At 70.5% G+C, this 22,464-nt stretch carries 19 protein-coding genes, 2 tRNA genes and 2 riboswitches; of the genes, 13 read left to right on the forward strand and 8 right to left on the reverse strand.

Annotation, left to right across the window (positions count from 1 at the left end):
• A complete protein-coding gene (gene proC, locus M9914_12840; GenBank protein ID MCO5175063.1) occupies nt 1–828 on the forward strand; it encodes a pyrroline-5-carboxylate reductase in 828 nt (275 codons plus the stop codon).
• Entirely contained in the window at nt 825–1,424 is a 600-nt protein-coding gene (locus M9914_12845; protein MCO5175064.1) for a hypothetical protein, read from the forward strand. Before proC ends, M9914_12845 begins: the two co-directional genes overlap by 4 nt.
• 94 nt (nt 1,425–1,518) lie before the next feature.
• Here the strand turns inward: M9914_12845 and tgt are convergent, their stop codons facing one another.
• Nucleotides 1,519–2,811 (reverse strand): tRNA guanosine(34) transglycosylase Tgt, encoded by a 1,293-nt coding sequence (gene tgt / locus M9914_12850; protein MCO5175065.1) that lies wholly within the window; start codon nt 2,809–2,811, stop codon nt 1,519–1,521.
• A gap of 151 nt (nt 2,812–2,962) precedes the next feature.
• Nucleotides 2,963–3,047: riboswitch (cyclic di-GMP riboswitch) on the forward strand.
• An 85-nt stretch (nt 3,048–3,132) separates the two neighbouring features.
• Nucleotides 3,133–3,215: riboswitch (cyclic di-GMP riboswitch) on the forward strand.
• A gap of 138 nt (nt 3,216–3,353) precedes the next feature.
• Between tgt and M9914_12855 the strand changes: the two genes are divergently transcribed.
• The 3 genes from M9914_12855 (at nt 3,354) to M9914_12865 (ending at nt 6,989) form a co-directional block, all read left to right on the forward strand.
• On the forward strand, nt 3,354–4,289 hold the full coding sequence (locus M9914_12855) for a hypothetical protein (protein MCO5175066.1): 936 nt from the start codon (nt 3,354–3,356) through the stop codon (nt 4,287–4,289).
• 321 nt (nt 4,290–4,610) lie between these two features.
• Nucleotides 4,611–5,621, forward strand: coding sequence for a hypothetical protein (locus M9914_12860; GenBank protein ID MCO5175067.1), 1,011 nt, complete (start codon nt 4,611–4,613; stop codon nt 5,619–5,621).
• Between the two features lie 18 nt (nt 5,622–5,639).
• On the forward strand, nt 5,640–6,989 hold the full coding sequence (locus M9914_12865; protein ID MCO5175068.1) for a PQQ-dependent sugar dehydrogenase: 1,350 nt from the start codon (nt 5,640–5,642) through the stop codon (nt 6,987–6,989).
• Between the two features lie 99 nt (nt 6,990–7,088).
• Here the strand turns inward: M9914_12865 and M9914_12870 are convergent, their stop codons facing one another.
• The gene (locus M9914_12870) at nt 7,089–9,872 is read right to left on the reverse strand and encodes a transglycosylase SLT domain-containing protein (GenBank protein MCO5175069.1); all 2,784 of its coding nucleotides are present in this window, start codon (nt 9,870–9,872) and stop codon (nt 7,089–7,091) included.
• Nucleotides 9,873–10,076: 204 nt separating this feature from the next.
• On the opposite strand from M9914_12870, the gene M9914_12875 reads away from it, so the two are divergent.
• The 3 genes from M9914_12875 to M9914_12885 are packed head-to-tail and all read left to right on the forward strand — an operon-like array spanning nt 10,077 to nt 12,465.
• Complete coding sequence (locus M9914_12875; GenBank protein ID MCO5175070.1) at nt 10,077–10,733, forward strand: 3D domain-containing protein; 657 nt, start codon at nt 10,077–10,079, stop codon at nt 10,731–10,733.
• 8 nt (nt 10,734–10,741) lie between these two features.
• Nucleotides 10,742–11,923: an ABC transporter permease gene (locus M9914_12880; protein ID MCO5175071.1), complete on the forward strand. Its 1,182-nt coding sequence runs from the start codon at nt 10,742–10,744 to the stop codon at nt 11,921–11,923.
• On the forward strand, nt 11,923–12,465 hold the full coding sequence (locus M9914_12885; GenBank protein ID MCO5175072.1) for a recombination regulator RecX: 543 nt from the start codon (nt 11,923–11,925) through the stop codon (nt 12,463–12,465). Before M9914_12880 ends, M9914_12885 begins: the two co-directional genes overlap by 1 nt.
• 81 nt (nt 12,466–12,546) lie before the next feature.
• On the opposite strand, the gene M9914_12890 is transcribed toward M9914_12885, so the two are convergent.
• Nucleotides 12,547–13,794, reverse strand: coding sequence for a hypothetical protein (locus M9914_12890; GenBank protein ID MCO5175073.1), 1,248 nt, complete (start codon nt 13,792–13,794; stop codon nt 12,547–12,549).
• A 233-nt stretch (nt 13,795–14,027) separates the two neighbouring features.
• Here M9914_12890 and M9914_12895 point away from each other — a divergent pair.
• The 3 genes from M9914_12895 (at nt 14,028) to M9914_12905 (ending at nt 15,718) form a co-directional block, all read left to right on the forward strand.
• Nucleotides 14,028–14,104 (forward strand) — tRNA-Pro (locus tag M9914_12895).
• A gap of 241 nt (nt 14,105–14,345) precedes the next feature.
• Nucleotides 14,346–15,281 (forward strand): VUT family protein, encoded by a 936-nt coding sequence (locus M9914_12900; protein ID MCO5175074.1) that lies wholly within the window; start codon nt 14,346–14,348, stop codon nt 15,279–15,281.
• Nucleotides 15,263–15,718, forward strand: a complete 456-nt coding sequence (locus tag M9914_12905) for a MaoC family dehydratase (protein ID MCO5175075.1) — start codon at nt 15,263–15,265, stop codon at nt 15,716–15,718. Before M9914_12900 ends, M9914_12905 begins: the two co-directional genes overlap by 19 nt.
• Nucleotides 15,719–15,820: 102 nt before the next feature.
• Here the strand turns inward: M9914_12905 and M9914_12910 are convergent, their stop codons facing one another.
• On the reverse strand, nt 15,821–17,173 hold the full coding sequence (locus M9914_12910; protein MCO5175076.1) for an amidase: 1,353 nt from the start codon (nt 17,171–17,173) through the stop codon (nt 15,821–15,823).
• Between the two features lie 111 nt (nt 17,174–17,284).
• On the opposite strand from M9914_12910, the gene M9914_12915 reads away from it, so the two are divergent.
• Entirely contained in the window at nt 17,285–17,575 is a 291-nt protein-coding gene (locus tag M9914_12915) for a hypothetical protein (protein ID MCO5175077.1), read from the forward strand.
• Nucleotides 17,576–17,690: 115 nt separating this feature from the next.
• Here the strand turns inward: M9914_12915 and M9914_12920 are convergent, their stop codons facing one another.
• Both M9914_12920 and M9914_12925 read right to left on the reverse strand, forming a co-directional pair.
• Nucleotides 17,691–18,161, reverse strand: a complete 471-nt coding sequence (locus tag M9914_12920; protein MCO5175078.1) for a YdeI/OmpD-associated family protein — start codon at nt 18,159–18,161, stop codon at nt 17,691–17,693.
• A 98-nt stretch (nt 18,162–18,259) separates the two neighbouring features.
• A tRNA-Asn gene (locus tag M9914_12925) sits at nt 18,260–18,334 on the reverse strand.
• Nucleotides 18,335–18,466: 132 nt separating this feature from the next.
• Here M9914_12925 and M9914_12930 point away from each other — a divergent pair.
• Entirely contained in the window at nt 18,467–18,817 is a 351-nt protein-coding gene (locus M9914_12930; GenBank protein MCO5175079.1) for a nucleoside triphosphate pyrophosphohydrolase family protein, read from the forward strand.
• Nucleotides 18,818–18,997: 180 nt separating this feature from the next.
• On the opposite strand, the gene M9914_12935 is transcribed toward M9914_12930, so the two are convergent.
• Both M9914_12935 and M9914_12940 read right to left on the reverse strand, forming a co-directional pair.
• Nucleotides 18,998–19,336: a DUF488 domain-containing protein gene (locus M9914_12935; protein ID MCO5175080.1), complete on the reverse strand. Its 339-nt coding sequence runs from the start codon at nt 19,334–19,336 to the stop codon at nt 18,998–19,000.
• A 110-nt stretch (nt 19,337–19,446) separates the two neighbouring features.
• Nucleotides 19,447–22,257 (reverse strand): ribonucleoside-diphosphate reductase, encoded by a 2,811-nt coding sequence (locus M9914_12940; GenBank protein MCO5175081.1) that lies wholly within the window; start codon nt 22,255–22,257, stop codon nt 19,447–19,449.
• Between the last annotated feature and the right edge of the window lie 207 nt (nt 22,258–22,464).

Consider the following 22,464-nt stretch of genomic DNA (forward strand, 5'->3'; position numbering starts at 1 on the left):
ATGTCGGAAACCAGCCCTGAACCCCGCGGACGAACGGGCCCGCGGTTGGTCATCGTCGGCGCCGGCAAGATGGGCGGGGCCGTGCTGCAGGGCGCCATCGCCGCCGGGGCGCTGGAGCGCTCGGACGTCGCCATCTTCCACCCGAACCAGCGGCGGCTCGCCGAGCTGTCCGAGCGCTTCGGGGTGGCGGGCATCGACGCCGCCGGCCTGCACGAGGCCGAACACGTCCTGCTCGGGATCAAGCCGCAGTCCTTCGCCTCCGTGGCGCCCATCGTGGCGCAGCCGCACGCCGCGTTCATCTCGTTGATGGCCGGGGTCACGTCGGAGACGATCGCCAGGCGCGTAGGCTCGAAGCGCGTCATCCGCGCCATGCCCAACCTCGGCGCGAGCCTCGGGGTCGGGGCCACGGCGCTCGCTTGGCTACCGGAGGCCACCCCCGAGGACGTGGCCCTGTCCCGCCGTCTCTTCGGCGCCGTCGGCCGCGTCTACGACCTGCGCGAGGAGCTGTTCGACGCCTTCACGGGCATGGCGGGCTCCGGTCCAGCCTACGTCGCCGTGGTCGCCGAGGCGCTGGCGGACGGGGGCGTGCGGGTCGGCCTCGACCGGTCGCTGGCCCGCGACGTGGCGCGGCAGCTCCTCCTCGCCTCGGCGCGCCTCCTGGAGACGAAGTACCCGAGCGAGTTGAAGGACGAGGTCTCGTCGGCGGGCGGGACCGCCATCGCCGGGGTACGCACGTTGGAGAAGCACCGCCTGCGCTTCGCCCTGATGGACGCCATCGAGGAGGCCACGCGCCGGGCCGGCGAGCTGAGCCGCGAGGACGTCGAGTGACGACGCAGGCATCAGGCGCCGACCGCGTGCCGGCGCGGCGTGCGCCGAGGCTGCTGGCGGTCATCATCGCGGCGCTGGCGGGCGTGAGCGCGGCGCAGGCCTACTACCCTGCGACGGAAGGCGCCAGCTGGACGTACTCCTCGGGTGAGACGCAGGTGCTGAGCGGACCGCGGGACCTGGGCGGACGCGACGTCATGGTGCTCACCCACTACCTCGCCGGCGTACCCGTCTCAGAGGACTACCTCGAGTACGGCGCCTCTGGGGTCATCAGCTACGGCTCGGCGGCCGGCGGTCAAGTCTTCCGCTACGAGCCGCCCATCGTCGTGTACCCGCCGGCGCCGCTCTCGCCGGGCATGAAGTGGACGAGCACGACCCAGTTGCCCGGCTTCAGCCTGACGCTCGACTCGGAGGTCGTGGGTCTGCGGGGCGTGGCGACGGAGGCCGGGCGGTTCAACGCGCTGCTGCTGCGGCAGACGACGTTGACGAGCAATGGTGGACAGACCGTTCTGGATATCTACTTCGTACCCACCGTCGGCATAGTGCGGTTCGTGACCCAGGACGGAACGACCATCGATCTGATCGAGCTCGCGCTGTAACGATCTCCTGGGCCCACCGAGCGCGGTCCGGTGAGCTTCTCGGACCTCTCGCGAGCCCCTCCGACACCCGCGACCCGCCACCCCTCGCCGACGCCTAGGCCGCCCGCCCGACCACGCGCGCCCATAGTTCCTGGAACGTGCCGTCGGCCAGCGCCTCCCTGACATCCTCCATGAGGCGCGCCATGAAGCGCAGGTTGTGGATGGTCGCGAGCTGCGGCCCCAACGACTCGCCCGCCTTGAACAGGTGCCGGAGGTAGGCCCGGCTGAAAGTGCGGCAGGTATAGCAGTCGCAGCCGGCCTGCACCGGACCGAGGTCGCTCTGGAAGCGGGCGTTGGTGATGTTCAGGCGCCCGCCACTCACGCCGGCGTCCAGGTCCGGCCTGACGAGGAGCGTGCCCGTGCGCGCGTTGCGCGTCGGCATGACGCAGTCGAAGGTATCGACGCCGCGCGCGACCGCCTCGAAGATGCTCTCCACGTCGCCGATCCCGAGCAGGTGCCGCGGCTTGCCGAACGGCAGGAGCGGGAGCGTCCAGTCGAGGACGGCGTGCATGTCGGCGCGCGTGGCGCCCAGGTTGCCGCCGATCGCGATGCCGTCGAACGCCAGCGACCCGACGAAGCGGGCGCTGTCCTCGCGCTGGTCGCGGAAGGCGCCGCCCTGGACGATGCCGTAGAGGGCCTGGCGATAGCCGTGCAGGGGCGCCGTGCCTTGGAAGGCGGCGAGGCTCCGCGCCGCCCACCGGTGGGTGCGCTCGAGCGAGCGCCGCGTGTACGCCTCGTCGTGCAGCGGGCTCGTGCACTCGTCGAACGCGAGGACGATGTCGGCTCCGAGCCGGCGCTGGACGGCGATCGACGTCTCAGGATCGAAGCGGTGCTTGGAGCCGTCGATGTGGCTCTTGAACACCACCCCGTCCTCGTCGACGGCCACCATGCCGCTGCCAGCCGCCAGGCGCCTGCGGTTGCGGTCCTGGTCCTCACCCGGGAAGATGTTGCCGATCTTGCCGACCCCGTGCTCGATGGAGGCGCCGAGCGAGAAGACCTGGAAGCCGCCCGAGTCCGTGAGGATCGGTGCGTCCCAGCGCATGAACCGGTGCAGGCCGCCATGGCGCGCCACGAGATCGGCCCCGGGCCGCAAGTAGAGATGGTAGGTGTTGGCGAACAGGAGGGTAGTGCCCGTCGCCGCGACGGCTTCCGGGGCGAGGCTCTTGACGGTGGCCTGGGTGCCGACCGCCACGAAGGCGGGCGTCGCCACGGTGCCGTGCGGGGTGCGCAGCCGGCCGAGCCGCGCGCGGCCACGCTCCACCACCACGTCGAACCCGAACGCGTCGGCGGCGGTCCGACCCGCCGGCTCCGCCTGACCTGGCTGCTCTGTGACGGTGTTTCTTTCCATGGGCGCTCGCCCGGAGGGGCCCGTCATGTTACCAGAGCCGCCGGCCGGCTCACCCTCTCTGGCTGACCGGTCGACCGGTCAGCCAGAGAGGCGATTAGTTCACTCACATGAGGGTCGGATGTGCTATAGTCGCCCACAGGAAGTCGAGCACTTCCTGCTTGGACGCTGAGAAGCCTGGCTCGTAATTTGGGCGCTTGAGTCAGGTGGAGCGAGTAGCGCAACCGGCCAGGTGAGTGTCCCCTCATCGAAAAGTGCCGTCAACGTCCGAGCGCGGGCACGTGTGCCCGCCGCCCGAACCGTTCGGGCACCGAGCCTCACGGCTTGGACTTGGAAGCGATGAAGCCTGTTCTGCATCTGGGCGCTTGGAACAGGTGGAGCTAGTAGCGCAACCGGCCAAGGGACGTTCTCGGTTCAGTCGCATCCGTTGCGGCTAGCCGGCAGCCGGGCGAGCGCCTCGCGAGGACGCCGAAGCGTCCGGGGACTTGATGATCCGGCCGAGCACTGCGCGAGTCGACAACCAGAGGCGCTTCACACCGCGTGTGATGATGGTGCTCGTCCCGCTCCTCGCGACGCTCGTGTTGAGCGCGTGCGGGAGCGCGCAGGAGGGAACCGTCTCGGCCACCCGCCCGGCAGCAGCTCTGGAGTCGACCGCCCTGTTCGGCGCGTTCACCTTCGGCGGCGTGTGGCGCGGCATGGACCCCATCTACGAGCTCGAGCTCGACCTCGGTCGCCGCCTGGACGTCGTGCACTGGTTCACGAACTGGGACAACCCCTACTTCCCCGAGTTGGTCGCCATGGCTTCCCAAGGCGGACGCAGGCCGATGATCAGCTGGCAGAGCTACGACCGCAGCGTCGAAGACATCGCGGCCGGCAAGTACGACGCCTACATCACCGAGTGGGCGCGCGGCGCAGCCACCGCGCCCGGTCTCCTCTACGTGCGCCCCTTCCCCGAGATGAACGGCGACTGGACCCAGTGGAGCGGCGACCCCGAGGGGCTCAAGCGCGCCTGGCGCCGCATCGTCGGCATCTTCGACTCCGTGGGGGCGACCAACGTACGCTGGGTGTTCAGCCCCAACGTCACGGACTCGCCGCGCGTGCCGGAGAACGCCATGGAGCTCTACTACCCGGGCGACGACTATGTCGACGTCCTCGCCCTGGACGGCTACAACTGGGGCGACGTCCTGCCTTCCGTCGGCTGGCGCTCGTTCGAGGCCATCTTCCGCGCCGGCTACGACCGCGTGACGAGCTTGGGAGCACAGCCCGTCTGGATCGCAGAGCTCGCGAGCTCGAACGTCGGCGGCGACAAGAGCGACTGGGTCCGCGAGATGTTCGCCACCACGGGGTTCGAACGCATCGAGGCGCTCGTCTGGTTCAACGAGAACAAAGAGGCCGACTGGCGCATCGATTCCGACGTCGCGACCCTGCACGCGTTCAGGCAGATGCTCAGCGCCGGCACCGCGGTCGCTGCGGTCCGCTGACCCAAGCCTAGGGTCGTCTGAGAAACCGATGAGCGCGGGGGCGCTTGGGTTAAGGGCGCGAGTGTTGCGTCCCCGTCGGACCCGGTGGTATCCATATGGCATATATCACAGCGCCGGCCGCAGGCCGGGCGCGCGGGAACTTCCTTGACCGACAGCCGCTCAACTCGACCAGTTCGCGCCTGTTCAGATGGACGGCGATCCGCGCGTCGGAGGCGGGCCGGGCTCGTAGGTCTGGCGGCGCTGATCGTCGCTATCGCGTCGGCACTGAGCGCGTGTTCCGAGCCGGAGACGGCCGCGCTGCCGGGGAGGACCGCCCCTCCCATGCTGGGAGCCTTCGTCCCGGCCGGTGTATGGAACGATCTCGCTCCCCTTCGGGAGCTGGAGGACCGGGTCGGCGGCGCTTTCGGGCTCGCCCACTGGTACACGTCCTGGGATTTCGCGTACGACCCCGTTCCCGTCGATGACGTCCTGGCCGCCGGCCGGATACCACTGGTCACCTGGCAGACCCACAACGAGGCCTTTGACGACATCGTGGCCGGAGCGTACGACGCTTACATCCGGGAGTGGGCGCACGGCGTGCGCGCGGCCGCCGGCACCGTGTACGTGCGCATCTTCCCTGAGATGAACGGCGAGTGGACCCCCTGGAACGGCGACCCCGAAGGGCTCAAGCGCGCCTGGCGGCATATCGTCGAGCTCTTCGCCGCCGAGGACGCGACCAACGTCCGTTGGGTCTTCAGCCCCAACGTCACCGACGAACCGCGCACGCCGGAGAACGCCATGGAGCGCTACTACCCCGGCGACGACTACGTCGACGTGCTTGGCCTCGACGGCTACAACTGGGGCGAGACCAAGCCCCTGATCGGCTGGCGCAGCTACGAGGACGTGTTCAAGGACGGCTACGCCCGGATCACGCGCCTCGGCGGCCAGCCCCTCTGGCTGGCCGAGGTGGCCTCGGCCGAAGGCGAGAAGGCAGGCGACAAGGCCGCTTGGGTGGACGACATGTTGAACTCCACCGCATTCCCGCGCGTCGAGGCCATCGTGTGGTTCAACGAGGACAAGGAGGCGGACTGGCGCATCGAGAGCTCGCTCCTCTCCCTTCAGGCCTTCCGTTCCTACTTCCGGAGCCGGCAGGGCGCCGAATCGCCACAGGCTGCGCGCGCTCCCGCTGCGCCCGCGCGAGCGCAGCCCATAGCGGTCCGCACCGGCACGGACGTCGCGGTCGCTGCGCCCGCCGGTGGCACCCGCCCTTCGAGTAGCGCCGGAGCGGGTGGGCGTCCCGCCTCCTCCACCACCGTGTTCGCGGGCGGCGAGCACCACGCGCTCGGCCGATAGGCGTACCATCGCTGCTGGATGCCTAGCCTCCGGTCGCCCTTCCGCCTCCTCGCTTTCCCCGCCAACGTTGGCGGCAAGCCGACTCCCACCTTCGACCCGCAGCCTAGTCGTGGCGCGCGCCTAAACGTGGCGTGCGGCGTGCGGCGCGTCGCTCACGGCCTGTTGCTCGCCCTCGCCGCATGCTGGCTGGCGTACGCCTCGGCGCCGGCGGCGGCAGAGCCGCCGCACCCTCGCAGCGCTACCGCCTACGGCCTCGAGACGCTCACCAAGCTCCTCCCGTTGCCGGTGGACGCCGTGCCGCTCGACGACACGGGCGACCTGCTGATCGTCGCTCTCGACGGCGCCGTGTGGCGCTACACGGACGGCGCCGTGGCCGGGACGCCGTTCCTGTCGCTCGGCGGGCGCGTCACGGGCCTGCTCGGCGAACAGGGCCTCTTCACGGCGGCGCTGGAGCCGGCCGAACGCGCGGCGGCGCGCGGCAACGCGCGGCACATCGTCGTGGCGTTCACCGAAGCCGGCACCAACGATCTGGTGGTGGCCGCCTACCCGCTGGCGGAGGACGCGAGCAGTGCCGACGCCGCGCAGGAGACGGTGCTGCTGCGCGTACCGGTGCGTGAGCCCTTCCACCACGGTGGGCAGGTCGCCTTCGGCGTCGACGACATGCTGTACGTGTCAGTCGGCGAGGGCCAACGCGAGGTGGAGTACTTCCACGAGACGCCCATACCGGCCCAAGACCTCACGTCGCTGCTCGGCAAGGTCTTGCGCATCGACCCGTTTCCAGCGGACGGCGACACGCCCTATACCGTGCCGCAGGACAACCCGTTCGTCGGCGGACAAGGGGCGACGCAGGGCGCGCTCGGCGAGGTCTACGCCTTCGGGTTCCGCAACCCGTGGAAGTTCAGCTTCGCGGCGAGCGACGGCGCGCTGCTGTTAGCGGACGTCGGCGAGGACACCTGGGAGGAGATCGACGTCGTGCGCCCGGGGGGCAACTACGGCTGGCCGTACATGGAGGGCCCCCACTGCTTCGAGTACCCGGACACCGGCGGGTTGGTGGCTCCCGACTGCGAGCGTCTCCCGCTCGTCCCGCCGGCCGCGTACTACGGTCACCTCCGGATAGACCCGGTCGGCGGCCTGTCCGTGACCGGCGGCTTCGAGGCCCACGATCCGGCGCTGCCCGAGCTCGTCGGCAAGTACTTGTTCGGGGACTTCGTCTCCGGTCGCCTCTGGTCGCTCGACCGGGCGACCGGTGCCGTCGAGCTCCTCCTCGAGACCGGGCTGCCGATCTCGGCCATCGTGCCGGGCGCCGCAGGCGAGGTGCTCGTGCTGGGGATAGAAGGGACGCTGGCGCGGCTCGTCGAGGCCCGCTAGCGCGAGGGCCGCGCCGGACAGTCGGCGCTTGGACTACCGCGGGACGGCCGCGCGCCGCAGGCTCTGCCCGCCGCCCGGGCGTGTCGCACCGCTCGCGGCTCAGCCCTGGTTGGGGTTGCCGACGGAGGGCACGCCGTCCGCGCTGCCGTACAAGCGGCGGCGGATGTCGTCGTACAGGGCCTTGTCGTCGATGCCGAAGCTCTGCACGAGTTCGGCGGTCACGAAGTAAGCCTGGGCCACCGTCAACCTTCCGTCGGCCACGAGGTTCGTCACGCCGAGGAGGGCGCGCTCCTTGTCCGTGACCGAGTCGGGGTCCGCCCGGTAGGCGGCCACCGTGGCCTGCAGCGCGTTGGCCAGGGGTCGCAACTCGTCGATCGCTTTCACGAGGTTGCCGTGGACGGGGCTGACCTTGCCACGCACGACCCCCTCGAGGGGGTTGATGTAGCGGGCGTACGCGAAGTGGTCGTCCTCGCCGCCGGGTTGCGCCCGGGCCCACGCCAGCTTGGCGGCACCCGCGCAGACCGAGAAGTCGGGATCGAACACGGAGAAGTCGCCCGCGAAGAACCGCTGGTTGGCGTATGGCGAGAGCTGGTCCGTCGAGATCGCGCGCAGCAGCGTCAGAGCGTCGCTCGTGACCTGCGAGAGGCCGAGGTCGCCGGTCGGCCCGACGGCCAGCGGGTCGAGGTAGGACTCGTTGATGAGGATGCGCAGCAGGAGGTCGGGCGGCACGTCGTACGCGGTCGAGGCCTCCTCGATGTTGGCCACGAGCGGCGCCAAGCGCGCCAGGACGAGCAGACCCCACGCGGAGAGCGGTTGGTAGCCCTCCGCCACCTCGAGCCGGTGGCGCTTCGTGGCCGGCCGCAGCACGTCGGCGACGGAGCAGTAGGCCGACACGCGGCCGTGCCCCTCGTTGGACGCCATGACGTGGAGACCGAGCCGGGCGAGCGGCGAGTCGACGAGGTCGGTGGGAACGCCGGGGTCGTCGGCCCGCGCGCCGCGGTCGTCGCCCTGCGCCTCGGCGACGCGCGCGTCGTCGCCGAACTCGGTCGGCGCGTCCACCGGACCCGCGGCGTCCGCCCCTGGCGCCAGGCCCTCCGAGGCTCCACCGGCGCCCGGATCGGCAGCCTGCGCGGGGCGCGAGAACCCGGCGTCGACGAAGGCGTCGAGCAGCCCACGGTCGGTCAAGGACAGCGGCAACGTCATGTGGTCGTCCTGCGACACCCTGACTGAGTCGTTGATGAGGCGCCAGGCATCGCGGTAGCCGGGTCGGGTGGCCGAGGCGAGGACCGCAGCGCCGGCGAAGACCGTGGCGACGGACAGCACCATGCCGGTGGTGGCGCCAAGGTAGCGGAGCTGCGAGCGCTTCGACGTGCGCGACCGCGGCCTGTCCCACGTGATCGTGGCCCGCGGATCGAACTCGTTGCGCCGCATGAAGCGCGGTACGGCCCTGGCGGCCCCCGTCAGGAACGTGACGGCATTGAACGGGCGCAGGAGCGCGAGGGGCACGACGGACGTCGCCGCCTCGCGGCCGACCTTGGACCAGAGCCTGAAGCGGCGCAGCCCTTGCGCGCGCCAGATGCGGGCGAAGCCCCACGTGGCGAGGACGAGCGTGGCCGCCAGGTCGAAACCCGCCCATAGCCCGAGGGCCTTCAGCGGCGTGCCGTGGCCGGGCAGGGCGTAGTTCAGTCCGGCAGCAACGGGCAGCATGAGCAGCAGCAGCGCCAGCCCGAACAGGTTCTCGAAGTGTGCGGCCAGGACCGTGAAGCGCACGTTGGCCCGCAGGTCGCGCCACTGGGCGCGCCGGAACAGCCGCTTGAGACCGTTCTCGATGCCGCCGCCGTTCCACCGCTCGATCTGCCGCAAGTACCCTGGCAGGCTGGGCGGGTCGTCCGTGTACATGAGGGCGGACGTGATGAACCGGGCGTTGCTGCCGTGGCGTATGACGAGCGGGGCGTCGCCAACGAGCCTGCCGAGCTCGACCTCCTCGCCGTCGACGACGACGCGGAACCCCTTGGCATCGAGCTCGGGGGCGCCGACGTGCTCGTCGGTCACCGCGCGGTTCTGCACGCTGAGCGTGAAGTCGTGGTCCTCGGTCAACGTGTCGGCCGGCATCGGGAAGCACTCGCGCCTCGCCACGAACCCGCACCCGACCACCGTGTAGAGCCGCGAGCGGCCGAACACGGCCCCCTCGCCCAACCGCGCCGTCTGACCCGTGCGCAGCACCGCCGCGATGGCGTACTCGGCCGAGCGGGCACGCGAGATGAACCTGGCCACCGGCTTGCCGCGCCCGGGGTCGGCGGACATCACCGCGCCTGATTGGATCGCGTAGTCCTCGAGGACGTAGCGGAGCTTGCGACCATGACCCACGCGCCGCAGACGGTAGAAGTCGTCGCGCAGGCGCGCCAGGAAGTGTTCCTCGAGGACCGTGTCGCCGTCGACGATGAGCACCCGCTCGGCGCTCAGCAGGCCGCCGCTCAGCACGACGTTGATGCTGTCCGACTTGGAGATCGGCTGGGCGTGCTCGACGACGATGACGCTCGGTCCGCCGCCGCCGGCCTTCAGCCACCGCTCGAAGGTCGCGGTGGCGTCGGCGACCGGGCCTCTGGTCACGCACCGGTACCCGGCCTCCCCCAACGTCAGCTTCACGACCTCCGCCGTGGCGTCCGTGCCGCCGTTGATGCTCACGGCCAGCGCGTCGAACGGCACGCTCTGCGCGAGTAGCGACGTCAGGGCGGCGGCGGCGCCCGCCTCCTCGTTGAACATCGGCGACACCACGCCTACGCGGTCCGGCGACCTCACCGGGAGCGAGGCGTCCTTGGCCAGGCTGAACATGGCGTTGGCGATGACGGTCGGCGTCGCTAGCAGCCCGGGTATGAACGGCAAGGTGCGTTCGTCCTTCCTAACGGTCTCGAGAACGTCTTGACGAGCACCTTACCGGGCGCTCTCTGACAACATCCTCACGTTACACGGCCCACCCGGAGATTCATGAGATGCCCGTGACCGCGTGCGCGCTCGGCGGCCCGCGCGACCGGCCTCTATCCTCACCTGTGAGTTCCGTGTGCGAACTCTCACATTCAGTCTGCTAACATGCCGCGACTGGGAGGTGGTGCCCTAGTGGCGCTGCACATCAGCGGCAAGCTCGTGGCCATAGGGCTCGTGGTTGCCGCCCTCATCACCGCCTTCAGCTCGCCACGCACCGAACCGCCGGTTCCGGTCGCTTTGGAAGTAGCTCCGTTCGCGGACGTCGTCGAGCCTCCGGCCGACCACCCCGGCGACTCGGACCCGAGCAACGCCTTGCTCGGCCCCACCGCCAACCCCCGCTTCGTCCTGCGCGCCACGGGCTACAACTCCCACGAGAGCCAGACCGACGCCTCGCCGTTCGTCACCTCGACGGGCGCGCGCACGGCCTTCGGGGTGGTGGCGGTCAGCCGCGACCTCCTGGGAGGCGAGTTGCCGTACGGCTCGCTCGTGCGTATCCGCGACCTCGGCAACTACCACACGGGGCGCGGCGTCGGCGCCTTCCAGCAGTTCCTCGGCGATCACCTCTTCATCGTGGAGGACACGATGCACGCGCGCAAGACCCAGCAGATCGACGTCTGGTTCGAGAGCTACTCCCAGGCCGTCAACTGGGGGGTCCGCAAGGTGGAGGTGGAGCTCATCCGCTACGGCCGCAGCGGTCACGAGTTCATACCCAGCTCTGCTCCGACCTTCGAAGCCACCCCCGTGCTCATCGCCTCGCGCTAAGCTGCGGCGTGCGCGCGCTCGTCCCCTACCTGGCGTGGCGGCACGTTCGTAGGCGGGGCCTCCAGTCCGCCCTTACCGTTACGGGCGTCGCCATCGGCGTGGCCGTCCTCATCATCGCGCTGTCGTTGACGAACGGGTTCATCGACGAGCTCGTCACGAGCACGCTGCGCGCCACCCCGATGCTCACGTTGCAGAGCTACCTGCCGGGCGAGACCCTGCCGGACGACCCGGCCATGGTAGCGGCTCTGGCGAGCGAACGCGGCGTCGTCGCGGCCGCGCCGTTCCTCTCCGGCCAGGCCCTCATAGCCAGGCGCGCGAGCCAGGCGCTCGGAGTGAGCGCGCGGCAGGGCTTCACCCAACTCGTCGGCATCGACCCCGGTCTCGAGACGGCCGTCCTCGACCTCCCCGTCCTGGCAGAGCAGGGTGCCGCCATGGCCCAGGCGGGCGGCATCGTGCTCGGCTCGACCCTCGCGCAGTCCCTCGGCGTCAGCGTCGGCGACGCCGTGATGTTGCGCGACATCTCCGGCGCCACCGCGCAGTTCACCGTCGCGGGCACGTTCAGGGTCGGCAACGAGCTCATCGACTCCGTCACGGCCTACATGTCCCTGTCGAACCTCCAGGCCTACCTCGGTGTCGAGGGGCGCGTGAGCGGCTACCACCTGCGCCTGAGCGAGCCGACGGCAGCCCACCGCGTCGGGCTGGCGCTCGCCGACAAGTACTCGCTCAGGCCCGTCAGCTGGGAAAGCCTCTTCGCGAGCCTCATCTCGCAGTTGCGGCTGCAGAAGGCCGTGATCGGCGTCGTGGTCTTCCTCATCGTCATCGTCGCCGCGTTCGGCATCACGAACGTGCTCGTGCTCACCGTCAACGAGAAGACGGCGGACATCGCCATCCTGCGCGCCCTCGGCGCGTCGGAAGGCCAGGTGCTCCGCACGTTCACGCTCCAAGGGTTCGCCCTCGGGGGGCTCGGCACGCTCCTGGGCGTAGTACTCGGGCTCGCGGTCGCCGCCTACTTCAAGTTCCAGCCCTACCCCTTGCCGGGCGACCTCTACTTCATCACCCAGCTCCCCATCCAGTTCCAGGCCTTCGACGTCGTGTGGGTCTGCGCCGTGTCGCTCGCGACGAGCGTGGTGGCCGGGCTGCTCCCCGCCCGCAGGGCGGCCCGGCTCGACCCCGTCGCGGTGCTCCGCTGATGAACGCGGGCGAGGCCGAGAGGCGCTCGAACCGCAAGCCGCCCAAGCCGCTCACGCGCGACACCGCCTGGGACTACCTCCTCTACCTCCTGAGCAGGCGCATGTACACGACGGCCGAGCTGACGCGGAAACTCGTGCGGCGCGGGCTCGACCCCGAGCTCGCGACCGCGCTCGTAGGCCGCCTCGTCGAGCTCGAGCTCGTCAACGACGCGACCTACGCCGACCTGTACGTGAGCACGCGCTCGGCGACGAAGGGGCGCCTGGGGCTGCGGCAGGAGCTGAGGCAGAAGGGGGTCGCGCCCGAGATCGCGGAGGCGCGCCTGGAAGAGCTCACCCCGGAGGACCAGCTCGCGGCCGCCACGGCCCTACTCCGCAAGAACGCCTGGCGCTACCGCCCGGGCGCGGCCGACCCGACGGCGGACCGGATGGCCGTCATGAAGGCGCGCGCCAAGGCGTTCGCGTTCTTGGCCCGGCGCGGCTTCTCGGTGGACGCCTCTCAGGGCGCCGTCGCCGCCGTGGGGTGGTTCGAGGACGATCTCTGACGGCCCGCGAGCCCATGGCGGACGACCGGACGAGCGGTCGCCCGGTCGGCGTCGTTCGTGGCGCCTCGGGTCGCCTTCACGTCATCGGCTCGGGTCCAGGTAGAGGCCGTAGGGCGGGTTGACGGGCCACAACACGCCGCCGAGGGTACGCGAAGGCGCGACGTCACCGTTCAGGAGCGAGGCCCCGTCGAACACCTTGGCGTCGTTGGCCGTGTCGTCGACGACCACCAACCGGTCGTTGGCCGCGTCGTAGCCGGCCCGCAGCGGGTGGACGAACCCGGTCTGCGCGCCGCCGATGACCCGAGAGGGCGCGACCGTGCCTGTGGCCGAGGAGGCGTCGGCCACAACGTACACCGCCGCGTTCGTCCAGTCGCTGAGGTAGAGCTCGTCGCGCACGGCGTCGTAGGCCAGGTCGTCGACGAAGCCGGCCGGGACGTCGAGCTTCGTCAGGCGGCTGGGAGCGACGTTCCCCACGACGGACGAAGCGTTGGTATAGGTGCCGATCTCCCCGAGGGAGTTGGCGACGAACAGCCGGTCCGTAGCGGGGTCGAGGTAGATGCCGGCGGGGCTGCCGAGCAGCATGGCGCTGACGAACGAGCCCTCTAGGACGCGGTCCGGCTCCTTGCCGTCCGACGCCACCGACGCGTCGTCGTACGCGAGCAGAGCGTCCGCGAACGCCACGTAGAGGATGCCCCTGACCTCGTCGTAGGCCACAGCCGCCGGGTTCTCCCTGCCGAGTGAGGAGAGGCCCGTGGCGCTCACGGTGCCGGACGCGGTCGACACGTCATGGATCATGAAGACGTTGGTCGGGGCGGTGTCGGCTAGGACGAACGCAGCGTCAAGGCTAGGAGCGACGACCAGGTCGGAGTAGGCCTTGCCGGCGCCGACGCCGTCGATCTTGAACGCGCGGTCCGGCCCGGCATCGCCGTTCACGGTGTCCATGTCGCCGTAGACGTACACGCTCAGGCCGAGTACGTACATGGTGCCGGGCGCGGTGACCGTCACCTTCGCGCTGGCGCTCTTGGAAGGGTCGCTGGTCTGGAAGGCGGTCACCGTCACCGTCGGTTCCGCCGGCACCCGGTCCGGCGCGTGGTAGTCGCCGCCGGCTACGGTTCCAGAGTACGAGGACCCGCCGATCAGCCGGTCGACTCCCCAGACGACCGCGCCGTCAAGGTTCTCGGCCTGGAAGTGGACGGTAGTGCCGACCCTCGCCTCGAGCGGACCGCCTGGGGTCAGGCGCGGTACCGACGCGGGCGGTGGCGGCGTGCAGCCGGCGAGGACTAGCAGCAACGCGCTGGTGGCGGCCACTCGACGGTAGGCGGTTCTCACGGGCGCCTACCTCCTGCGACCGGGCGCCAAGCCTCCTGGCCTGGGCGGGTCGTTGGTCAAGACGTCTTCAGCGCGAACGGTACACCCGTGGCCACCCCAGCGCCTGTGACGCGCGGCGGCGGCCCCGGCCCAGGACGGCGCGAGGGCGCGCGCCTCGCCCACGCACCGGACGTCCGGACCTCGGGCATGCGCTTGACCGTCACCCGACGGCCCGGTACACTCACAAGTTGCGTCGGGGCGTAGCGCAGCCTGGTAGCGCACATCGTTCGGGACGATGGGGTCGGAGGTTCAAATCCTCTCGCCCCGACCAGCGCGATCTCGTGGGAGATCTGGAACCCACCGACCCAGCAAAGGGTCGGTGGGTTCCGCTTTGCCGGGGGCAAGGCTGTACTCCGGCAGCCACGACTCTTTGGCGGTCGCACGTTCGCGTTCCATGCCCCAGGGGAACCGGTGGGCGGCCCTCGCCCACTCCCCGCGCCACCGCAAGAGCGGCCTCGCAGTTGCTAAAGTGTGCGGCGCGCCCAGCCACCGACTGCGGCCGACACCCTCTCATGATTCGCTCCGACCTGAACAAGCTCGACTGGCGCACCGCTCTAACGGTGGCGGTCCTCGCCGGCGCACTCGGCGGCGGCCCCTCGGCCCTGGCGTGGTTCTCGACGTTCGGGCCTACCCCGACGGACAGGCTGCCCGCGCTCGCGCTCGCGCTGTTCGGCCTCCTCTTCGTCGGCGCGTTGACGGACCTGCGCGGTGCCTCGGACGCGCGGCGCGTGCGGGTCGTGACGACCTCCGTCTTCGTGATCGCCTTAGCCGTCGCGCTCGCGTTGGCGGGAGCCGGCGCAGGACGGCTGGAGTACCTGCTCGCACCGGCGAGCGCCATGACCGGCCTGGGCGCCCTGCGCCTGCTCGGGTCACGCGCGCCGGACGGGCGGGCCGCGAGCCTCGTCGCCGCGGCGACCGTCTACGTGGCCGCCACCCTCCTCGCGAACTTCACGCTCGACTCGTTCCTGCCGCTCGGCGGCTTCTTCCTCGTGAACGTCGGCACCCTGTTCTTCGGGCTCACGTTCACGCAGCGCGACCGCGTCCACCAGCACGGGCGGCGCGCCGTCTACGCCATGATCTTCCTGGCCGCGACCGCGAACGTCGCCCTGGCCGCCACGCTCGGCACGCCCCTGCGCTACGTCGCGGTGTCGTTCCTCACGATCTTGGTCGCGGAGACGGCGGACACGGAGATCTACCAACGCCTCCTGCGGCGACCGTGGCTCGCGCGCGTGGCGGCGTCCAACGCCGTCAGCGCCCCGCTCGACACGATCCTCTTCACGCTCCTCGCCTTCTGGGGCGAGGAGTTCGCCACCGCGGGCTGGATGACCCAGGTGATCGTGACCGACGTGCTCGTCAAGTACGCTAGCGGCATCCTCGCCGCGCTCGGCATGCTCGCCCTCCTGCGCGGGATCTTCCCTGGAGGAACGGCATGGCAGCAGCCTCGTTGACGGAACTAGCGAACCTGGTCGGCTCGACCTTCGGACCCTCGCCCTACCTCGAGATAGACCAGGCTCGCATAGACGCTTTCGCGGACGCGACCCTGGACCACCAGTGGATCCACGTCGACCCCGCGAGGGCGGCCGGCGGTCCGTTCGGCAAGACCGTGGCGCACGGCTACCTGACCCTCTCGCTGCTGGTCTCCATGGTCTCGAGCATGGGGCTGTTCCCCGAGGGTCTTGGCCTCGTGGTGAACTACGGGCTGGACAAGCTGCGTTTCCCCGCCCCCGTGCCGGTGGGCTCGCGCGTGCGCGCCACGGCCACGCTCGCCAAGCTGGAGCCGAAGGGCGAGGGGCGCATGCTCGCCACGCTCGCCTGCCGCGTCGAGGTGGAGGGCTCCGGCACGCCCGCCCTCGCGGCGGACGTCCTCTACTTGCTCGTCGCCTGAGCCGCCGCCCGGGGACCAACCGTCGTCGAGGGCCCGCGCGGTCGCCGACCACCTCGGCGTGGGGCCTGGCGGTCCGACCGCGAGTACGTGTTCACCTCACCGTCACGCCCCCTGGAGCTCCAAGGCTCGGGCCACCCCGAGCGCCAGCTCCTCCTCCAGCGGCCGCGTGACGATCATCAGGCCGATCGAGAGACCGTCGACGGTGGTGGCGACGGGCACGCTCACCGCCGGGCTGCCGAGGACGTTGAACGGCGCCGTGTTGCGCAGGATGCGGTTGTTCTCCCGGTGGTAGGCCTCGTCGTCCGTCAGGACCTCCGCGATCCGCACGGGCACGTGCGGGATGGTCGGCCCGACGACGGCGTCCACGCCGGAGAGCGAGGGCCAGAAGCGCCGCCGGAAGTCCGCGCGCGCGTAGTTGAGACGGATGTAATCGCTGGAAGGCCGGTTGGCGTACAGGTAGACACGGTCGGCAACGTGCGGGTCGAAATCGTGCCTGCGCGACTCGAAGAGGTCCTGGTAGAGGGCCCAGACCTCGTGGCTGGCGAACGAGCCGAAGCGTGAGTAAGCGGCCGGCGCTTCCATGAGGATGGGGAGCGGCTCGCGCCTGACGTGGTGCCCGAGCGCCTCCAGCCGCGCGAGACCCTGCTCGAACCCGGTCAGCGTCGCGTCGTCCAGGTCGTCGGTCAACAGGGTGGTGGGGGCGAGGAGCGTGAGCCGCGCCGGCGCCTGTGCGAGCGGGCGGTGCGGCTCGGCGGTCATGGCGAGGTACAGGGCCCAGGCGTCCTCGGCCGTGCGCGCCAACGGGCCGATGGTGTCGAGCGTAGTCGAGAGGGCCGCGCACCCGTCGGTGGGGATGCGCCCGTCCGTCACCTTCAGCCCGACGATGCCGTTGACGGCGGCCGGGATACGCACGCTGCCGCCCGTGTCCGAGCCGACGGCCACGGCGGCCAGCTGCGACGCCACCGCCACTCCCGAGCCCGACGACGAGCCGCCGGGGATGCGGCTGGGATCGAGCGCACAGCCGGGCGTGCCGTAGTGCGGGTTGGCACCTATCCCGGAGTAGGCGAGCTCCGTCATGTTCGTCTTGCCGAGGAACACGGCGCCGGCCGCGTCGAGCCTGGCCGCGACGGGCGCGTCCTCGACCTCGGCGGGGCGCTCGCCCAGCACCCTCGAGCCCGCTGCCGTGACGTCGCCGGCCGTCCCGACCAGGTCCTTGATCGCTATGGGCACGCCTTGCATGGGGCTCACGCGCAGCCCCTCATCGAACCGGCGCTTGGCCGCCCTGGCCTGCTTTAGCGCCCGCTGGGCCGTCACGACGCGGTAGACCTTGCCGCCCTCGGGGTGGGCCTCGATGGCGGCCAGGTAGGCTTCCGTGACGGTGACCGGGTCGAGCGAGCCGTCGCGGTAGCGCCGAGCGAGCTCCGCTGCCGTCAGGGACGTGATCGGTTCTGGCATGCCCCACAAGATACCGCGGCGGGGTCGTCGTCCTCGGTCGCGGCGTTCGCGGGACCGGCATACCCGAGCCGCGTGAGGCGGGCACCCGACAGTCGCGGTACGATTGCCGGCATGCAGCGCAACCGCGCGGAACTCGAAGCCATGAGCCATGAGGACCTCGTCAACCGTGTCCTCGAGCTTCAGGACATGCTGCGCGAGGGCCTGGCCGTGCGGGCATCCTTGCACGCCGTCCTCAACACCGTGCTGAACGCCAAGAGCGACGAGGTCGCCCGCTACGCGGAGGCCTCGGAGGCCACCCTCGACGCGGAGGAGCTCGAGCTGAAGCGCGCCTGGGCCGAGGCGCGCCACGCCGTCTCCAACCCGCTCGGGGTCGCGCGGAAGCGGAGCCAGGCGGCCAGCTGAGGGGTCGGGGACCAGGGGGACCGCCGCCTCGGGACGCGACTTCGTGAGAAGGTCTCGGAAGGCAGCCTAGGGACACGCCCTGCGAGCCCGGCCCCGGGGCATACCGTCTACGCCGTCACGACTTCAGCTTCCTGCCCTCGAGGAGCATCTCGACCGCCTTGGCCGCGCGCGTTGCGCGCGTCTCCGCCTTCTTGGCCTCGCCGACCCACGTCGCGTACTCCTTGCGGTGCGAGTACGAGTAGCCCTCGTAGACGGCGCGCGCGGCCGGGTTCTCATCCAGGGCAGTGATCAGCTCGGGCGGCTGGTCGACCACGCGCTCCGCCGTGTCCGGCCAGATCACGACCGTCACCACGTCCCCGGTTGCCAGCCCGGCCTCGTCGCGGATGGGTTTGGCCACCACGATGAAGTGGCGCCCCTCACCAGCCGGCATCAGTGAGCCCCGGAACGCGACACCGGAGACCGTGCCCCCGACGGGAACGCGCCCGCGCGATCCGAGCGCCTCGCTTACCGTGGCCGGCACCTCGACGTAGGTCCAGGCACCGGTCCCTTCGGGGCGGACCAGCTTGGCTTCGAAAGCGTGCGTCACAGGACCGGCTTCCTCCATGTTGTGGGGACGTTAGCACGGCGGCTCGCAACGGCAGAAGCCCGACCCCGCGATCTCTCGTCTGGGTCGGGCTTCTCGCTTGGCTCGGCGGGTAGGATTTGAACCTACGACCAATCGGTTAACAGCCGATCGCTCTGCCGCTGAGCTACCGCCGAACACGCGCTTCGGCCGCCTGGGCCTGAAAGCGAAGTGCAGTGTACCAGGGGGCGCGGGAGTTGGCAACATGCGTCTGGCACGCTCTCCATCGGCTGGGCGCGCGGAACCGGGATTCGGTTAGCATCCGTCCCATGACGGAAGCACTGACGCTAGACGCTTACCAGGCGGGCGCGAAGTCAACGGCCCTCTACTCGCCGGACGTGCGCATCCTCTACCCCGCCCTCAAGCTCGCGGGCGAGGCCGGCGAGGTGGCCGAGAAGCTCGGCAAGTTCATGCGTGACGAGGGCTACCGGCCCGGTGACGAGCTGAACGCCGAGCAGCGCGAGAAGATGGTCAAGGAGCTCGGCGACGTGCTCTGGTACGTGGCCAACCTGGCCGCGGACCTGGGCGTGAGCCTGGAGCACGTGGCGGCCGTGAATCTGGAGAAGCTCCAGAGCAGGAAGGCGCGCGGGGTGATCGGGGGGAGCGGCGACGACCGGTGACCTCGGGCGCAGGGGTCGAAGGCGAGCGGTACAACCCTCGATCAGAGCAGGTTGCCGGTGACCTCGGGCGCAGGGGTCGAAGGCCCGAGATGGTTGCGCAGCAGCCCGGCCTCGAGCCCGAGCGCGGCGTCCCGGCCGGTCGCATCCGAAAGGTTCGTTCGGGGCGCGCTCAGTGGGGCCTCAGGCCGTCAACAGGTCGTACAGGACGCGCGCCTGGTTGTGCTCCTCGTCCTTGGCGCCGTAGACGAGCGTGACGTCGCCCTTCGCTACCAGCTCCCTGAGCTTCCGTAGCGCGGAGTTACCTTCCAGTTCCTCGCGGTAACGCTTCTGGAACTCGGTCCAGCGCACCGGGTCGTGGCCGAACCACTTGCGCAGCTCGGTGCTCGGCGCCACGTCCTTCGCCCACCACACGATGTCGGCCTCAGCCTTGCTCACCCCACGCGGCCAGACGCGATCGACCAGGACCCTCGTTCCGTCGCTCGGCGCCGCCGCCTCGTACACCCGCTTGATCTTGAGCATGCCGCTACGATAGCGCCGCACACCGGCCTCGCTAGCGTAGCGGCCCCGTCAGGGGCCGCTACGTGAGGGGCACAGGGCCGCGGCCGCTCGCTCGAGGAGCGGTCCGGCTATCACCCGCACTTGCTGAAGCCGCAGTTCTCGCACTTCGAGCAGCCTTCCTCGAAGCGCAGCGGCGCGCCGCAGTCGGGGCAGGCCTTGCCGTGGTTGAGGACGTTCTTGACCCCGACCGTCTCGAGGGCGACGGCGAGCAGGTCGGCCTTGGAGGCCACCATGCGGCCGTGGTAGGTGCCGTACATGCCGCCGTTGATGCCGCGCAGCGTCTTGACGAGCGCCTCCGCAGGCACGCCGTACTGCAGCGCGATGGAGACGACGCGCCCAAGGGCCTCGCTGTCCGCGTTCGCCTCGTCGCCCGCCTTCCCGGAGACGATGAAGACCTCGGCGGGCAGGTCGTCTTGCATGTTGACCGTGACGTAGAAGCCGCGCTTCTCCCCGTTGGGGAGCATGAGCTTGACGGAGTCGGTGAAGCCGCTGAGGCGCGTGGGCCGCTCGAGGAGCGGCTCGCCGGGCAGGTGCTCGACGGACGGACGCTGGACCTGAACCCCTTGCGACGCCCCGAGGGGCGCACCCTGCGGCGCCTGCGAGGCGCGCGCGACCGCCGCGACGGCGGCCGACGCGCCGAGGTCGGCACTCGCGGCCATACCGTACTGGGCCGGGCGCTGCTCGGGAACCGGGAGGCTCGAGACGACGTCCGCCGCGCCGCCGTGCGCGGCCGCGCCGCCCTTGTCACTGCCCTTGCCGTCGTCCTTGGCCGCGCCGGTGGACGTGGAGAGGACCTGGAAGTCGCGCGAGCCGTCGCGGTACACGGTTATGCCCTTGCAGCCCGTGGTGAAGGCCAGCTTGTAGGCCTCGAACACGTCCGCCACCGTGGCCGAGTTGGCGAGGTTGATGGTCTTCGAGATCGAGTTGGCCACGCGGTCGCCGCCGTCGAAGGCGCGCTGGACGACGCCCTGCATGCGCACGTGGTCGGCGGGGCCGATGTCGTGGGCGCACGCCAGGACGTCGCGCACCTTCTCGGGCACGAAGTGCAGACCGCGCACCGAGCCATGGTTGGCCTGAACGGCCGCCACGACCTTGTCCCAATCCCACTTGGCGCCCTTGCGGTAGTCGGGGTGGGGCGCGTGCTCCTCGAGCAGCTCCTGGAAGAGCGGGTGGATGAGGGCGTGGTACTCCGTGCCGATCTTGCGGTAGATGAACGGCGCGAAGACGGGCTCGACGCCGGACGAGACGCCCATGAGCATGCTCGTGGTGCCGGTCGGGGCCACCGTCAGGATGGCGACGTTGCGGCGGGGCGTGTCGAGGTCGCTCTCGCCGTAGAGCGGGAAGGTTCCCCGCTCGGCGGCCAACGCCTCGGAGGCCTTGGCGGCGGCGTTGCGCAACGCGCCGATGATGGCGCCGACGGCATCGCGACCCTCCTCCGTGTCGTAGCCGTAACCCATGAGGATGAGTGCGTCCGCGAGCCCCATGACCCCGAGGCCAAGCCGCCTGAGCTTCATGCTCATCTCGCGGTTGTCCTCCAACGCGAAGCGGTTGACGTCCAGGACGTTGTCGAGGAAGCGCACGCACGTGGCGACGTCGGCCGCGAAACGCTCGAAGTCGTAGCCCGTGAGCCCCGCGTCCCTCGTCGTCACGTAGGCGGCGAGGTTGAGGGCGCCCAAGTCGCAAGGCTCGCCGGGGTAGAGGGGGATCTCGCCGCAGGGGTTCGTACTCTTGATGTCGCCGAGGACGCCGCGCATGGGGTTGTGGGCGTTGATCCTGTCTACGTAGATGAGGCCCGGCTCGCCCGTGCCCCACGCGTGCTGGGCGATCTCCCAGAGCTTGCCCTTCCCCGGCTCGCCGCTCGCGTTCCTCATGAACTCGTCGGAGACGAGCACGGAGATGTTGAAGGTGCTGATGTCGCCCTCGTCGCGCTCGCGCTCGAGGTCCTTGGCCGTGATGAAGTCGTCCACGTCGGGATGGGTGATGGAGATGGTGGCCATCCCGGCTCCACGCCTCGTCCCTCCCTGCCGTATCGCCCGGAGCGTCGGCGCGAACACGTACCGCAGCGTCGCCACCGGCCCGGCGAAGAGGGCGCCGCCGAGCGAGGCCCACACGGCGAAGTTGTCGTACACCTCGACGGCGAACGAGGACGGACCGCTCGACGTGCCGCCGGACCCGGCCACCGGCGTCCCTTCGGCGCGCAGGTTCGAGAGGTCGATCACGATGTCCGTGCCAGCCAGGAGTGCAAGCACGGCGTCGGCGGCCGCTTGCCAGATGTCGTCGACCGAGTCCGCGACGAGGCGGACATGCGCACCGCTGGGTAGGCGGTCGCGCTCGACGAAGGCGCCGGCGCGGTAGCCGCGCGTGACCATCTCGCCCCGCACCAGGTCGAGGAAGGTGCCGGTGGCTACCTTCCGGTAGTCGGCGTGGGCGCGGTCGATCGTGAGGTACAACTGGCCCGTCCGGCCGTCGAAACGGCGCTTCCGCCCGATCGGGTCGAGGTTGACGCCGTTGCCGCCGCCGACCTTGGTCACGAGGGCGAGCTTGCTAGCCAAGTGCAAGACCCAGGCGTCCGTGCCGACCTCTTCCGGGCTGCCGTCCTGCACGAAGCAGTTGAGGACGTTGCCGTGGAGGGTGTCCGCGCCGGCCAGCACCCGACCGCCGGGGCAGAAGCTCTTGCTCGCCATGAGCCGGTAGTAGCGCTCCGCGTACTCGTCGCGCTCCTCCGGACGTTCCGGACGCGCAACCCAGTTCGCCACCCGGCGGAACATGGCGTCAACCGTCTCCTCGCCCGCCTGGAAGTACTGGCGCCTGGCGATGGCCACGGCGTGCGGGTCGAAGCCCGCGTCGGGCGCGGCGTGGTCGGACGACGTGCGGTCGGTCATGGCGTTCCTCCTGGTCGGCTCCGGCGCCTTGGCCGTTGCCGCCTTACGGTAGTCGTGGTGTGCACCGGCTGTGACCGGGGTGGCCAGCGCGGCGGTCGGGTCGATCGGGCAAGCGATACGGGCAGTTCAGATACAAGAGCTAGTAGCTGACACGTTACTGCATACAACTTCCGTTGCCGTGAGCGGAGGCTACTTCCCTTCGCGAGT

It is taken from the genome of Trueperaceae bacterium (assembly GCA_023954415.1).
Lineage (GTDB): Bacteria > Deinococcota > Deinococci > Deinococcales > Trueperaceae > JAAYYF01.